At 73.7% G+C, this 15,180-nt stretch carries 7 protein-coding genes; 3 read left to right on the top strand and 4 right to left on the bottom strand.

Annotated features, from left to right (window positions below):
• Positions 1-230: 230 nt before the first annotated feature.
• From D5S19_RS30705 to D5S19_RS30720, 4 genes are all read right to left on the bottom strand, one after another.
• Positions 231-2,981, bottom strand: a complete 2,751-nt coding sequence (locus tag D5S19_RS30705; RefSeq protein WP_120026842.1) for an AAA family ATPase — start codon at positions 2,979-2,981, stop codon at positions 231-233.
• Positions 2,978-5,758 (bottom strand): AAA family ATPase, encoded by a 2,781-nt coding sequence (locus D5S19_RS30710; protein WP_120026843.1) that lies wholly within the window; start codon positions 5,756-5,758, stop codon positions 2,978-2,980. The genes D5S19_RS30705 and D5S19_RS30710 overlap by 4 nt, the downstream gene beginning before the upstream one ends.
• Positions 5,755-8,475: an AAA family ATPase gene (locus D5S19_RS30715; protein WP_120026847.1), complete on the bottom strand. Its 2,721-nt coding sequence runs from the start codon at positions 8,473-8,475 to the stop codon at positions 5,755-5,757. The genes D5S19_RS30710 and D5S19_RS30715 overlap by 4 nt, the downstream gene beginning before the upstream one ends.
• A 160-nt stretch (positions 8,476-8,635) precedes the next feature.
• Entirely contained in the window at positions 8,636-9,319 is a 684-nt protein-coding gene (locus D5S19_RS30720) for a helix-turn-helix transcriptional regulator (protein WP_199730795.1), read from the bottom strand.
• Positions 9,320-9,860: 541 nt separating this feature from the next.
• On the opposite strand from D5S19_RS30720, the gene D5S19_RS30725 reads away from it, so the two are divergent.
• From D5S19_RS30725 to sbnA, 3 genes are read left to right on the top strand one after another with little or no spacing between them, the layout of a single operon-like run.
• Positions 9,861-12,788 (top strand): type I polyketide synthase, encoded by a 2,928-nt coding sequence (locus D5S19_RS30725; RefSeq protein ID WP_120026844.1) that lies wholly within the window; start codon positions 9,861-9,863, stop codon positions 12,786-12,788.
• A gap of 54 nt (positions 12,789-12,842) precedes the next feature.
• Positions 12,843-13,898, top strand: a complete 1,056-nt coding sequence (gene sbnB, locus D5S19_RS30730) for a 2,3-diaminopropionate biosynthesis protein SbnB (protein WP_120026845.1) — start codon at positions 12,843-12,845, stop codon at positions 13,896-13,898.
• A gap of 34 nt (positions 13,899-13,932) precedes the next feature.
• The gene (gene sbnA / locus D5S19_RS30735) at positions 13,933-14,910 is read left to right on the top strand and encodes a 2,3-diaminopropionate biosynthesis protein SbnA (protein ID WP_120026846.1); all 978 of its coding nucleotides are present in this window, start codon (positions 13,933-13,935) and stop codon (positions 14,908-14,910) included.
• The last annotated feature ends 270 nt before the right edge of the window (positions 14,911-15,180 follow it).

The following is a 15,180-nucleotide window of genomic DNA, read 5'->3' on the forward strand; positions in this document are numbered from 1 at the left end:
CCAGGGTCCCGGCAAAGTTGGTCGAGGACCCGTGATCAGCAGAGAGAGCCGTGGCTGCCCGACCGGTTTCGGGTCCGTGAGGGTGCCCCTGACGGACTCAGAGTCCGTGAAGGGTCCCTTCACAGCCCTCCGCAGCTGCGCAGGGCCCTCCACACCGACTTTGCCGGAACCCTGGCCCCGGAATCCGTGAAGGCCACCTTCACGGCCATCCCCGGACCGGACGGCGAGGATCACCCCGCCCGGTATCCCTCCCCCTCCCCTTCGACCGCCCTGGCGAGCTGGGCCCGGCCGGTGATGCCGAGTTTGCGGTACGAGCTGGTCAGGTGCTTCTCCACGGCCCGGACGCTGACCTCCAGCAGTTCGGCGATGTCCTTGTTGCGCCGTCCTTCCACCACGAGGTCCACCACCCGCCGCTCGGCGGCGGTGAGGACCGCGCCTGGGCCTCCCTCGGGAGCGACGGCCGGGTCGGAGCCGAGCCGGCTCGCGCCGCATTCGGCGGCGATCCGGCGGCCTCGGGCCAGGCAGCACTGTGCGTCGGGGGTGCCCGCGTCGCGTTCGCCGAGCAGGAGCAGGGCTTTCGCCAGTTCCAGCCGGTTTCCGCTGCTCTCCAGGACTCCGACGGCTTCGCGCAGCAGGGGGACCGCCTGCTCGTCTCGGTCCATCAGGGAGGCGCGGACCCGCAGCGCGCGGCCGATCGCCGAGGGCGCGCCCCACGCTACCGCCTCCGCCACGATCTCCTTGGCGACGACCTCGGCCTGCTCCTTCTGCTCGGTCATCGCGAGCAGCACGGCGAGCTTCGACCGTACGGACGGGGTCACCATCGCGGTGGCCAGCCCCGAACGGTCCAGCTGGCGCGCGCAGTCGCCGAAATACTCGAGGGCGGCAGTGGGGTTGCCGCTGGTGAACGCGAGCGCGCCCTGTGCCTGGGATTTCAGCCACGGCGGCTGCTCCGGCCCACAGCCGCGCACGACCTCCCGGGCGAGCCCGCAATCACGCAGTTCGACCGCCACCTCGGCGAGCACGCACAGGCACTGGGTATGCACGCCGGCCAGCCTCAGGTTGCCCACCGCCAGTACCGCCTCCGCACGTTCCCGCGCCCGGTCCAGCGCCCCGGTGCCGTATGCGGTCAGCGCCTCGCCGGCCCAGCCCACCACCGCGGGCAGATCGGGCTGGGCCCGTTCGCGCCCGGTGACCCCGCCGAGCCAGGAGGCCACGCCGGACAACGCGTCCGCGGCGGCGAGCACCGGCACCAGCAGCGGCAGGGTGGTGTACATCCGGTCCGGCGACGCCGGTTCCCGCGCGAGGACCTGGTGGGCCAGCTCGACCACGGTGTCACGCGGCACCGCCCCGGCCACCCCGGCCCAGTACAGCAGGGTGGTGAGCAGCTCCCGCGCCCCGGGCGAGCCGAGTGCCTCGCCGCGGTCGAGCATGCGGAGCCGCTCCTCGGCCGGCACGAGCAGGATGCCCGCCGGGTCGACCACGCGGAGCCGGGCCTCCAGCAGCAGCGCCAGATCACGGTCTTCCGGCTCCCGCGCGGTGCTCTCGCCCAGCTCCGTGAGCACCGCCCGCATCCGGCGCGGATCCGGGACGTAGCGGCGTTCGATCAGCGGCGGCACCAGGGTGAGCGCGGTCGCCCGCGCCGCCGGGTCGGGCAGCAGCAACAGTGCCTGGTGCACATGCCGGGAACAGGCGGGCAGGTCGTAGCTGCGTTCGACGGCGGCGAGATCGACGAGCAGCCGCGCGCGATCGGCGCCGGGATGGGCCAGCGCGTGCCGCAGGTAGCGCGCCGCGGTCCGGGGCGCGGACTCGGTCATCGCGGCCGTCGCCGCGGTCCGCAGCACCTCGACCGCCCACGGCGCGGAGCCGGCCGAGGATTCCAGCAGCTGCCGGGCCACCTGCGCCACCGGGGCGCCACGCCGGTAGAGCACCGCCGCCGCCCGCAGGTGCAGCTCGTCCTGCTCGCCGGCGGACATCCGATCGGCGATCAGCTCGCCCAGCACGCTGCCGGTGAACCGCAGCGGCCCGCCGCCCGGGTGGTCGGCCATCAGCCCGAGTCGCCGGAGCACGCGCTCGGCCGCGTCGAAGTCCGGCAGGTCCAGCGCGGCCAGCTCGGCCACTTCGCCGGGTTCCGCGCCGGGACCGAGGATCGCCATCGCCCGTGCCATCGCGGTCACCCGGTCCGGCTGGGTACGCAGGCACCGCGCCAGCCGGGCCGACGCGGCGGGCAGCCGAAGTGCGGACAGCTCGGCGGCGGAGGCGATCGGCGGCGTGCCGCTGCCCGCCAGCGCGTCCAGCAGCACGGGGATACCGCCGGTCAGGTCGTGGCAGGCGCCGGTGAGGTCCTCGTCCGGTGTGATTCCCCAGCGCCCGGCAAGGAAAGCCCGTACCCCGCCGAGCGACAGGCGTGGCGTCTCCAGGACGGCGGTGGCCGCTGCGGCGATATCCTTGAGCACCGTCTCGTCGGCCGCGCCGTCGCCGTCGAGCAGCGTGGCGACCACCATGACCCGCAGCCCGCGCAGCCGGTTGGCGAGGTAGGCCAGCCACCGCAGCGAGCCCGGATCGGCCCACTGCAGATCGTCGACGAGCAGTGCCACCGGGCCTGCTTCCGCCACGGCCTCGGCGAGCAACCCGAAAACCTCGTGCAGCACCAGGTGTTCCCGGCGCGACTGATCGTCCACTTCGGACGGTTCGGACGGGCCACCGCGGATCTCGGGCGGCAGCTCGACCGCGCTGCCGGGGCCGAGCACCGGTTCGAGCAGCTGCCGGAGCGCACCGTAGGCACAGTGCCGTTCCAGCGGCCCGGACACCGCCTGGGCCACCCGCAGGCCCCGGGCGGCGGCCTCCTCGCCCGCCGCGTGCACCAGGGCCGAACGGCCCGCGCCCGCGCCCCCGCGGACCAGCACGAACCGCCCGGTGCCCGCTTTCACCTGTTCGGCGGTCCGCCCCAGGATCGCCAGCTGCTCCCAGCGCTCGATCATCATGGCGCGCCGAGCTCCCCCTCCAGCACCGCGAACAGCTCGCGCAGCTCGGCCCGGCCGGTGATCTCCAGCTGCCGGTAGATCGCGGTGAGCCGGAGTTCGACCGACCGTTTGCTCACCGCGAGCCGCTCGGCGATCGCCGCGTTCGAGGTGCCCTCCAGCACGGCCCGGACCAGCTCCAGCGCCGGCGGCGGAAGCGACCGCCAGCGCCGCAGGGCGAGCCGGTGGCTGATCCGCGGCCCCGGGCGGTCGGCCAGCCGCGCGCGCAGTGCCGCCACGCGCGCGGTGATCGGGGTCAGCTGGGCACCGGCGGCGATCCGCTCCGCCTCGCGCAGGTGCCGGGCCACCCCGGCGGGCTGGCCGCTTTCGAGCAGCGCCGCGGCGAGCCGCAGCAGCGCGTCCACGTAGAGCAGCCGGGACGGCGAGCGCTGCAGCGCGTTCACCGCCTGGGTGAGCTGGAACAGCGCGTCCTGGCCGCGGATCCCGGTGCCCGCGGCCAGATGGGTGTACCCGACCGCAGTCCGGCCGCCCCAGGCCTTCGTCAGGTCCCATTCCTCGGCGAGCCACGCGGTGGCGCCGCGGTGATCCCCCACCCGGCGGCAGGCGATCACCGCGTACGCCCGCCACGGCAGCATCGACGGGTTCGCCCAGCCCGCCGCGAGCATCCGCCGGCCGCACTCCTGCAACAGGTACAGCGCGTCGTGGTGCCGGTGGCTCACCAGCTCCAGCAGCCCCCTGGCGAACAGCAGATACGGGCTCGCGGGATCTTCGGTGGTACCCGGATGCGGGACGGCGGTCCGCCGTGCGGTCTCGGGACCGTCCCGGAAGATCGCCACCAGGAGGGTGACCGCGGCGATCCGGTCGTGCACCGGCGCCGGCCAGCTGCCGGGCTCGCCGAGCGCCCGGATCGCGGCCAGCGCCTCGTCCACGCCGGCCGGCCGGCCCCGCTGCAGGTGGATCCCGGCTTGGCCGGTCAGCGCGAGCGCCACCGGCACCCGGGCGCCCGCCTTGCTGCCGGCCCGGATCACCGAGTCATACGCCGCGAGTGCCTCCAGCACGTCGTCGGTCGCGGTGAGGGTCGCCGCGGCCGCCAGCCGCGGGGCGAGCAGCGGGGCCTGCTCGGCCGGGGCCGCCGAGGCGCGCCGCGCCAGCCGCCGGGCCACGCGGATGCCACGCCCGGTGGCGGTGGTGAGCCAGGCCGCGGCCCCGGACTGGGCGGGACTCAGCGTGGCCGGATCGAGGTCCGCGAACGCGGGCACGCCGGAGCGGGCCGAACCGGTGCCCCGGCCCTCGGCGAGCCAGTGCAGCGCGATCAGGTCGCCGCGGTCGGCTCCGGTCAGCTCCGGCGACCGGTGCAGCTCCCGCAGCTCCCGCAGCGCCTGCCCGCACGCCCCGCGCTGGATCATCAGGTCCACAGCGGACAGTCGCGTTCGGACGGACCGGTCCGCCGCGGAGGCCTGGCTGGCCTGCAGCAGCCGCAGATCCGCGGTGAACGGGCAGGACGCCCGTTCCACGGTCTCCAGTTCGACGCGCACCCGGGCCGCCCGCGCCGGGGACAGCGGCTCGTCGAGCGCGCGGTGGTAGCAGGCCGCAGCGGCGGCGTAGTCCCCCGCGGCGCGCCACCGGACCGCCGCGGCGCACAGAGTGTCGGCCGCCCACGGCTCGCCGATCGGAGTGCTGTCCAGCAGCAGCGCGGCCACGTCCTCCTCCGGCGCGGCCCGGCGGTGCCCGATCTCGGCTGCCGCACGACGCAGCCGGTCCCGGCGCCGCGGCGCCATCCCGGCCAGCACCCAGGTCGCGACCTCCGGGTCCATCCGGCGCTCCGGGCCCGCCCCGAGCAAGCCGAGTTCGGCGAGCCCGCGCAGGGCGACGCCGACCGGCATACCGAGCGTCCCGGCCAGCGGGCGCAGGTAGTCCTCCTCGGCGGTACGCGCGACCGCGACCACCCGCAGCAGCTCCGCCAGATCCGGCCGCAGCCGCTCCAGAAGATCCAGGACCACCGCGCGCCGCGCGTCCGCGGCGACCGCGGACAGGTCCGGATCGGGACCCGAGGTCTCCAGCCGGGCAAGCACTTCCCGCAGCAGAGTGGGGTCGTCCCGGGTGAGCGTCGCCAGTTCGGCGGCGAAGCCCGGGGCGGCCCGCCCGGTGCACGCCACGTCCACCACCCGGCGCACCGCGTCCGGGGTCAGCGGGCGCAGGTGGACCACGTGCACGGTGCCCGGCAGCGGGGCGGCCTGCCACCAGGCCGTGATCGCGGCGCTGTCGCCCACCGGCGACGCCACCCGCGCGTGCGCGAGCAGGATCATCAGCGGCGTACGGGTCCGGCGGCGCAGGACCGCGGTCAGCCAGGCGGCCGACCGGTCGTCCGCGAGGTCGAAGTCGTCGACGATCAGCAGCGTCGGCTCCCAGCGGGTGGAGTCCAGCAGCCGGTTGCACACCTTCTCCTGCCAGCCGGGGCCGCGTCCGCCCGGCTGCGCCGACCGTGGCCACAGCAGCTCCGACAGCCCGGGCACCCCGGCGAACAACTGGGAGATCACCCCGTGGGGCAGCAGCGATTCGGTGGCCGAACCCCGGGCGGTCAGCACCCGGACCCCGGCCCGCGCCGCGGTCTCCGCGGTGTGCTCCAGCAGCGTCGTCTTGCCGGTGCCCGGGACGCCGATGACCACCGCCGCGCTGGACTCGCCACGGCCCAGGCCGGCGACGAGCCGGGTCAGCCTGCCCCGTTCGGGACCCCGTTCCAGGAGCACCTCACCGGCCGCGGCGGGACGGACGGCGGTCACCGGTCCGCTCGCACGAGTTCGCCGGCCTCCCGGCGGCCCGGGTGCAGCACCCCGGCCAGGCCGGCCCGCCCGGGGATCCGCAGTTTGCGGTACACGCTGGTCAGATGGGTCTCCACGGTGCGGACGGTGATGAACAGCTGCTCGGCGATCACCCGGTTGCTCGCCCCGCTCCCGGCCAGCACCGCGACCTGGCGCTCGGTGGAGCTGAGCACGGCGAGCGGGGAGAGCATCGCGTCGGCCAGCCCCGCCTCGGCCGCCGCCCGGTGCGCCCGGTGCAGCAGCCACCGGTCCCCGTTGCGGGCGCTGAGCGCGACCGCCCGCCGCAGCCGGTCGCGCGCCCCGCGGACGTCGCCGTGCGCGAACAGTGCCATGCCGAGCCGGCACTCGGCCATCGCCTCCTCCAGCCCGGCGGGCGAGCCCGCCAGCGTGGCCGCCGCCTCCTCCAGCAACGCGATCCGCTCCCGGCCGGTCACCGTCAACGCACGGACCAGCCGCACCATCCCGATCGCACGGGGGGTGCCCCAGCCCAGCACCGTCTCCGTGCTGTGCGCCACGAACTCCGCCACCTCGCCGGATCTGCCCAGCTCGGCCAGCAGCCAGGCCGCGTCGAACCACCACGGCGCCAGCAGCTCGTTGCCGATGTCGATCTCGGCCAGGCTGTCCCGGCACTGCCGGAACGTGCGCAGCGCCTCCTCGGTTCGGCCTTTCCCCCCCAGGATGTGCGCTTGCGCCAGCAGGTATTGGGGCCGGATCGTGCTGTGCTCCCGCAGTTCCGGGCCGTCGGCCTCGCGCAGCAGCCGGGCCGCCCTGGTCAGGTCGCCCCGCCGGACCAGCACCGTGGCGAGGGCGACGCGAGGCACGACCCCGCCCGCACGGCCCTCCGCGCGGCGGCAGTGGACGTACGCGGCGCGCGCGTCCGCAGCCGCCTCGATCAGGTCTCCGCACCAGTGCCCCAGCAGCGCGCGGAGGGCGAGGTATTCGCTGCGCTGCGCGGGAACCAGCTCGATCGCCCTGCTGAGTTCGTCCCGGGCGAGCCCGACCTCGTCGGCGAGCAGCAGTGCCAGCACGGCCGAGGGCACCGGCGAGTCGTCGACGGCGATGTCGCAGGCACGGACCGCCCGCGAGGCGCACGACACTGCCTGGTCCCGGTCGGTGCCGCGGAGCGCGGCCACCACCGCGCGCAAGGCGAGCTGCCCCGCTTCGGGGTCCTGATCGGGATTGCCGTCGCGCAGGGCGCGCAGCCGCGGGTTCAGCCGGCCGGCCACGATGTGCCGATCCTCGATGCCGACCAGGCACAGCGCGGTCCTGAGTTCGCCACCGAGCTGCTCGTCCGCCGCGTCCCCGGTGAGCCGGGCGAGCGCGGCTTCCATCGCGTCGACGGCCTCGCCGCAGCGCCGGGCGACCAGCGCGAGCCGGCCCAGCCGCAACGCGATCCCGGCGCATTCCCGCGGATCCGTTTCCCCGCGCAGTGCCTGTGCCATCAATGCGAACCCGCTCACCGGGTCCAGCCTGGCGACCGTTTCCGCGAACTGCACGGCCAGCCGCACGTCCCCGGGCAGTGCGTTCACCGCGGGCCGCAGGTAGCGCACGGCCTCCCACGGCGCGTTCCGATCCTCGGCGCTGCGCGCCGCCTCGCGCAGGATGTCCACCATCCACTCGTCCAAAGAGGACAGTTCGAGGATCTGCCGGGCGATCTCCTCCGGCGCGCCCGCCGCATCGCTGAGCAGCAGGGCCGCGCTGCGGCGCAGCCGCTCCAGGCCGGCGGCCGGCAGCTGCCGCAACAACTCGCCGCGGACCGGGTCGTGCCGGAACCCGGGTCCCTCCGCGGCCAGGATGTGCTGCTGCCGCAGGACGTCCACCGCGGCCAGCGCGGTGCGCACCGGAATCTCGGCGAGCCGGGCGAGCAGCGCGGGCTCGTTCCGGCCGAGTACGGCGATCGCGCAGGCGACGCGGCGCACATGCGCGGGCAGCCCGGTGAACAGCGACCGGACGAGATCGGCCCCGCCCGCGGGGCAGGCGAACGGCAGCAGCCCCGTGCCCGTCCCGCCGAGTTCGCCGAGCATCCCGTTCAGCAGCAAGGGGTTTCCCCCGGACTCCGCGAAACACCGGTTCGCGAACAGCTCCCCGGCATCCGCGCCGACCGCCGCACCGACCAGTTCCGCGACCGCGACCTCCGACAACGGCCCGACGTCCAGTACTTCGGTGCCGTGCAGTGAAGTGAGTTCGGCGATGTGCTCGGTGACGCCGCTTATCGTTTCCCCGGACCACACCAGCACGACCCGCAACCGCAACCCGGCGGTGGCCCGCAGCAGCGTGGCCAGCCAGCGCAGGCTCTGCTCGTCACACCACTGGACGTTGTCGATCACCAGGACCAGACCGGGTGCCGCCCGGACCCAGGCGCCGAATTCCGCGCCACAGCCGGTATCGGGAAAGGGCTCGGACACCGGCGCGCCCGCCGCCCGCAATCCGGTCCGCAGCCCGACGGCGACGCCGAACTCGTCCTCGCGGGATTCGAGCGCGGCCGCGACCGAGCACACGATCAGCCCCGCGGCGGCGGCTCGCGCCGCCGCGGCGCGCACCAGACTGGTCTTGCCGATCCCGCAGGGCCCGCTGAGCACGACGACCGGGCCCGCCCCGGCCGCCTGCCCGCACATCCGGGCGACGAGCCAGGACAGCTCGCTTTCCCGGCCGACCAAGTCGATCCCCGCTTCCCGCATGACCACGGCTGTCCCTCCCGCGCCGCCGGACCCCGCCGCCGCGCTCGATCACCACCGGTCCATCTCACCTGGTGATCGATCACTCGGACAGCCACCCGGCCACAAACCCGGGAAATCCCTCACCGGATGGGCACGAGTGCCGTCCACCGGGACCCGGCGTTCAGCTGGCGTGCCGGGCGGCCAGCACGCGGGGCGGCCAGTTGCCCGGGTCCAGCAGGCCCGCGGTGTAGGCGCGGGACACGAGTTCGGCGCGGTTCTTCGCCTTCACCCGCCGCTGCAACCGGACCACGTGGTAGTCGATGCCCTGCCGGCTCAGGTACAGCTCACTCGCGAGGTCCGCGCTGGACAGCCCGCGGGCGACCCCTTGCAGGATCCGCGCCTCCAGATCCGTGAGCGAGATCGGTCCGGCGCCCGGCGCGGGCCCGGCGGCGGGCGCGCCCTCCGGCAGCACGATCAGCAGGATGGCCGGGGCCGGGGCACGCCAGATGCTCGCGACGAGCGTCACCGCGTTCCCGCTGGCCGGGACGAGCCCGGTGAAAGTGCCGCGGAACCGGCGTTCCCGGCCTTGCGCGACCCGGATCAGCCTGGCCCGCAAGACCTCCGCGAGCCGCGGGTCGACCAGCTCCGGGAACGGCCGGTGCCGGACCTGCGCCGGATCCCGGGCGAGCCAGCCGACGAAGGCACTGTTGGCCTGGGCGACCCGGAGCCCGGACCCGAGGACCGCCAGCGGCATGTCGGCGCTCTCGGCGAGGTCCGCGAACGGTCCCCCGTGCCCCGGCGCGACCGGCCCGGGGCACGCTGCCGGTTCGGGCGCGGCGCCGGGAAACGAACGGATGATGGCCATGGATTCCCCTCCACACCAAGGATGTGACGACTGGTAAGTGGCGATCGATCGCGGCGATACCGGAACCATACGAACGGAGGAGTTGCACCGTCAACGAAATCGGCATCGACCGTCCAAAGTTCGTGGCCGCCCGAACCGGCCTTTGCGGGACCACACCTCCCGCGGTTCGGTCGTGAATACGGGAAATCGGTGCGGACACCGGGATCGATCAAGGGCAGGACCAGGGGGATTTTAGGGCAATCACCAGGGGACACCGCAACCGCCGAACCGGTCATTGCCCTCCGTCCACCGTCCCAATTCAGGCGCATTTCCGTCATTTCCCTTGACGAAAAAGAGGGCCGCGATAATCCGGGCACGGAAAATGACGATAGCACCGCCGCCGCACCCGGCCATCGAATCCGGCCGCCGTCCCGATCCGCCCGGCGGGCCCGTTACCGCGGGGTGGGCGCCCGGTGGAAAGGGGCAAGACCGGGGTCCGCCGCGGCGCCCGGACCGGCAGGCATCATCCGGACCACCGCCCAGCCGGACCCGGAGGCAGGACATGACCACCGAGCAAGAACACGACAGCGTCACCGACATCGCGATCGTGGGCATGGCCGGGGTGCTGCCCGGCGCGCCCGATCTCACGGCGTTCTGGGCGGATCTGTGCGCCGGCCGCGACGGGATCACCCGGATGACCCGGACCGAACTGCTCGCCGCGGGCGTCCCCGCCGCCCTCGCCGACGATCCCGCGTTCGTCCCGGCCGCCGGGCTGCTGCCCGGGATCGACCGGTTCGACGCCGCCTTCTTCGGCTACGACCGCGCCGGGGCCGAACTGCTCGACCCGCAGCACCGGCTGTTCCTGGAATGCGCCTGGCACGCGCTGGAGGACGGCGGGATCGACCCGGATCGGCTCGACGGAGCGGCCGGGGTGTTCGCCGGCGGCGCGCCCAGCACCTACCTGCTGGCCAACCTGATGGCCAACGACGAGACGCTCCGCACCGCCGGGCCGGATCAGCTGATGCAGGTCAACGAGAAGGACCTGATCGCCTCCCGGCTGTCCTACGCGCTCGACCTCGGCGGGCCGTCGATGACCGTGCAGAGCTGCAGTTCCACCGCGCTGGTCGTGGTGGCCCAGGCCGCGACGAGCCTGCTCACCGGCGAGTCGGATCTGGTCGTCGCCGGTGCAGTGTCCATTGTGGTCCCGCAGGTGCCCGGTTACCTTTACCGCGAGGGCGGCCGGCTCGCGCCGGACGGCGTCAACCGGGTCTTCGACGCCGGTGCGAACGGCAAACTCCCGGGCAACGGTCTCGGCGTCGTGGTGATGCGGCGGCTGGAGGACGCCCTGGCCGAGGGCGACCGGATCTACTCGGTGCTGCGCGGCTGGGCGGTCAACCACGAGGGAGCCGCGGGCCGCCCGGCGTTCGACCTGCCCGGGGTGCCGGGGCAGGCCGCGGTGATCGAGCAGGCACTGGCCGCGGCCGGGGCCGGCCCGGCCGACATCGATCACGTCGAGTGTGACGTCATCGGCACACCGTTCGGTGACGCGGCCGAACTTTCCGCGCTGCAGCGGGTGTTCGACGTCGAAGGGGTGCGCCAGGTCACACTCGGCGCCACCGACGGCAACACCGGGCACCTCAACCAGGCCGCAGGCATCGCCCGCCTGCTGAAGGCTTCACTGGAGCTGTACCACGAAAAGCTCGTCCCCGCGGTCCACTTCGAACGGCCGAGCCCGCAGCTCGCGCACGCACACGGACGGCTCGCCGTGCAGACCGAGCTTGCCGACTGGCCGCGCGGCGAGCGCCCACGGCTGGTCGGCGTGACCGCGTACGGATTCGGTGGCACAGACGCACATCTGGTGCTTGAGGAGGCACCCGAGCCCGAGAGCGCCGAACGCCCACCCGCCCGAGCGCACGAGGTACTCGTCTGGTCGGCACGCTCCCCGCGGGCGGCCGACGCCGCGACCGCGCGTCTGCGTGAGTCCACAGCGGACTGGACCGATCTCGCGGACGTCGCCTACACCCTCCACTATGGACGAAAGGCCTTCGGGCACCGGCGGATGGCTGTCGTGTCCGCTGTGGAGGATGCGGCCGCGGCCTTGGACACCCGGGTCGTCGCGGAGTCCGAAGTGCTCCCCCGTGGGGCGGGACTCCTGCTCGCCGGAGCCGGCGAGCAGTACGCCGGGATGGCGGGTGGGCTTTACCGCGGCGAACCGGAGTTCCGGGCCGCGATCGACGAATGCGCCGGACTGTTCCGCGGACACCTCGGCTTCGATCCGGTCGCGAGCCTGGTCGGCGAGCGCGCGGCGGGCGGTGGCGGGCTGGCGCGGCTGCTCGGCCGCGAGACCGACGAGGAATCCGCGGACACCACCGTGGTGCAGCCAGGGGTCTTCTCCGTCGGTTACGCACTCGGCAGGCTGTTGCGGGCGTGGGGAGTCGAGCCGCAGATCATCGCCGGATACAGCGTCGGCGAGTTCGCCGCCGCCGCGCTGGCCGGAAGCCTCACACTGGCGGAAGCGACCGGGCTGGTGGCCACCCGTGCCCGGCTCATCTCCCGCCTGCCCGCCGGCGCGATGGCCGCGATCCCGCTCTCGCCCGAAGGGCTGAGCAAGCTGATCGGAGATCCCGCGGCGGCCGGGATCGACGTGGCCGCGATCAACGGGCCACAGCTGATCGTGGTCTCCGGCCCCGTGGCAGCCATCGCGGAGCTGACCGGGAAACTGGCCGAGCACGGGATTCCGGCGCGGCCCCTGCGCACCACGCACGCCTTCCACTCGCGTTCGCTGCGCCCCGCCGCCGCCGAACTGACCGCGTGGGCCCGTGCCAACCTCGATCCGCACACGCCGGACGTGCCCTACCTGTCAAACGTCACCGGCGAGCCGATCACCGAGCGGCAGCTGAAGGATCCGGGCTACTGGGCCGAGCACATGTGCCGCCCGGTCCGGTTCTCCGCGATGATCCGGCACCTGGCCACCGAAGCTCCTTCGACGGTGCTCGTCGAACTGGGCGCGGGCCAGTCGCTCGGCTCGATGGTCCGCGGGCACCCGGACTTCCCCCGCGCGGGCTGGGCGAATCTGGTGCCGACGCTACCCGGCGAAGCCGATCCGAAGTCCGACACCGAAACGCTCGCCGAGGCGCTGGGCAGGCTCTGGCTGTCCGGAGTGGATATCGACTGGCGGGCCTACCACGCCGGACGGGCGCCGCGAAAGACTTCCCTGCCCGGCTACGTCTTCGACCACGAGAGCTACTGGATCGAGCCGAGCCCGCACGCGGCCGGGCTCGGATTTCCGTCCACTATGGACAGTAAGCCGGTCTATCTCGTGGACACCGACGCCGACAAGACCGGCCGCGCGCTCGCCGTCCGCCTGGGCGCCGAACTCGGCGCCCGGATCGTGTTCGGCCACGACGCCGAGCAAGTACGGCGCGAGTACGGGCGGCTCGACGGCGTCCTCGACCTCACCTCCGTCGGCAGCGTCGCCGCGAAGAGCTGAGCCGTGCCCGGCCGCTGTCCCCGATCCCTCCCCACCGAGCCACGAGGTGTGCCCATGACTCGCCCCCAGACCGCCGGATCCGCCCGGATCGAGGTGCCCCCGTTCGCGGTGCTCCCCGGCGCGCAGGTGCAGGCGGCCCTGCACGGCCGGGAACGCGAGATCGTCGAGCTGATCGAGCAGGCCTACCGGCTGCACGGGGCGGGCGATTCGGTCAACCCGCCGTCGTACTTCCTGCGCTTCCCGGACCGCCCCGCCGACCGGATCATCGCCCTGCCCGCCTCGATCGGCGGGCCGCTGCGGGTGGACGGGCTGAAGTGGATCTCCAGCTTCCCGGGCAACGTCGCGGCCGGCGTCCCGCGGGCCTCGGCGGTGCTGATCCTCAACGAGCACGACAGCGGATATCCGTTCGCCTGCCTGGAAAGCTCCATCATCAGCGCTACCCGGACCGCGGCGTCGGCGGCGCTGGCCGCCGGGCACCTCAGCCACGGCCGGGCCCGGCCCACGCGGATCGGCTTCGTCGGCACCGGCCTGATCGCCCGCTACATCCACACCTTCCTGGCGGCCACGGGTTGGTCCTTCGACCGGATCGGAGTGCACGACCTGTCCGCGGAGCACGCCGCGGGCTTCCGCGAGTACCTGACGCGCGCGGGGACCGCAGGCGAGGTGGCGGTGCACGAGAGCGCCGAAGAACTGATCCGTGCCGGCGATCTCATCGTTTTCGCCACCGTCGCCGGGCAACCGCACATCAGCGATCCCTCGTGGTTCGCCCATCATCCGCTCGTGCTGCACGTGTCCCTGCGCGACCTGGCGCCGGAGATCCTGCTGGAATCGGCCAACATCGTCGACGACGTCGAGCACTGCCTCAAGGCGCAGACCTCACCGCACCTGGCCGAACAGCTCACCGGCGGCCGGGACTTCCTCACCGGCACCCTCCACGACGTGCTCACCGGCCGGGTGGCCCCGCCCGCCGGCGAGACGCTGATCTTCTCCCCGTTCGGCCTCGGCGTGCTCGACCTCGCCGTGGGCAAGTACGTCTACGACCGGGTCGCCCGCTCGGGCGAGCTCCATGTGATCGACGACTTCTTCCAGGAGCTACGCCGATACGGCTAGCGAGGAGCGCGCCGCGGCGCACAAGGAGACGATCGTGCCCATCATCACCAGCCCCGAGGCGTACCACGAGGAAGAGCTCTATCTCGATCTCCGCCCGAGCCTCGGGCACCCGCTCTACCTCAAATGCGAAGGGTTCAACCTCGCCGGCTCGATCAAGCTGAAGGCCGCCACCGCGATGGTCGAAGCCGCCGAACGCGACGGCCTGCTCGGCCCAGGTTCGATCCTCGTGGAGTCCTCCTCCGGCAACCTCGGCGTCGCGTTGGGCATGCTGGCCGCCGCCAAGGGGTACCATTTCGTCTGCGTCACCGATTCCCGGTGCAACCCGGGCACCCGCCGGGCGATCGAGGCGCTGGGCAACGAGGTGCACGTCGTCACCGAACCCACGCTCACCGGCGGGCTGCTCGGCGCCCGGCTCGACCACGTCCGTGCGCTCTGCGCCGCGGACGAGCGCTACGTCTGGCTCAACCAGTACCGGAATGCGAACAGCTGGCAGGCGCATTACCACAGCACCGCACCCGCCATCGCCAAGGCGTTCCCCGATCTCGGCACGCTGTTCGTCGGCGCGGGTACCACCGGCACCCTGATGGGCTGCGCCCGCTATTTCCGCGCCTGGCACAGACCGGTCCGGATCGTCGCGGTGGACACCGTCGGCTCGGTCGTCTTCGGTGGCCGGCCGGGACCGCGCAACCTGCCCGGCCTCGGCGCCAGTGTCCGCCCACCCCTGCTCGACGAGTCCTTTGTGGACGACGTGGTGCTGGTCGAGGAGCCCGACACCATCGAGACGTGCCACCGGTTGGCCCGCCGCGGTTTCCTCCTCGGCGCTTCCACCGGCACCGTGGTCTGCGGCGCCGGGCGCTGGCTGTCCGCGCACAGCGGCGACGGCGCCGCGGTCGCGATCGCCCCCGATCTCGGCGAACGCTACCTCGACACCGTCTACCAGCCGGACTGGATCCGCGACCGCTACGGCGAAGACGCCCTCACTCCCCCGGAGAACGTCCCCGCGCAGCGATGACGGCCGCTCCTTCCGCCGCGCTCCCGCGTGCACCGATTGGGGCGGCGCCGCGGAAGCGTAGTCCCACCCGACGGCTGACCGGCAGGCGCGCACCGCGAACCCCCGTTCCGGAGCTGTGAAGGGACCCTTCACAGCCTGAGAGTCCAGGGTGTCGGCAAAGTTGGTCGGGGACCCGGCAGTGGGCGATGCGGAGGTGTGTGCGACCACCTCGTGGCGTGCGCCGGACCGGTTTCGGGTCCGTGAAGGGACCCTTCACAGACTCAGAGTCCG

The sequence above is a fragment of the Amycolatopsis panacis genome (assembly GCF_003600245.1).
GTDB lineage: Bacteria > Actinomycetota > Actinomycetes > Mycobacteriales > Pseudonocardiaceae > Amycolatopsis > Amycolatopsis sulphurea.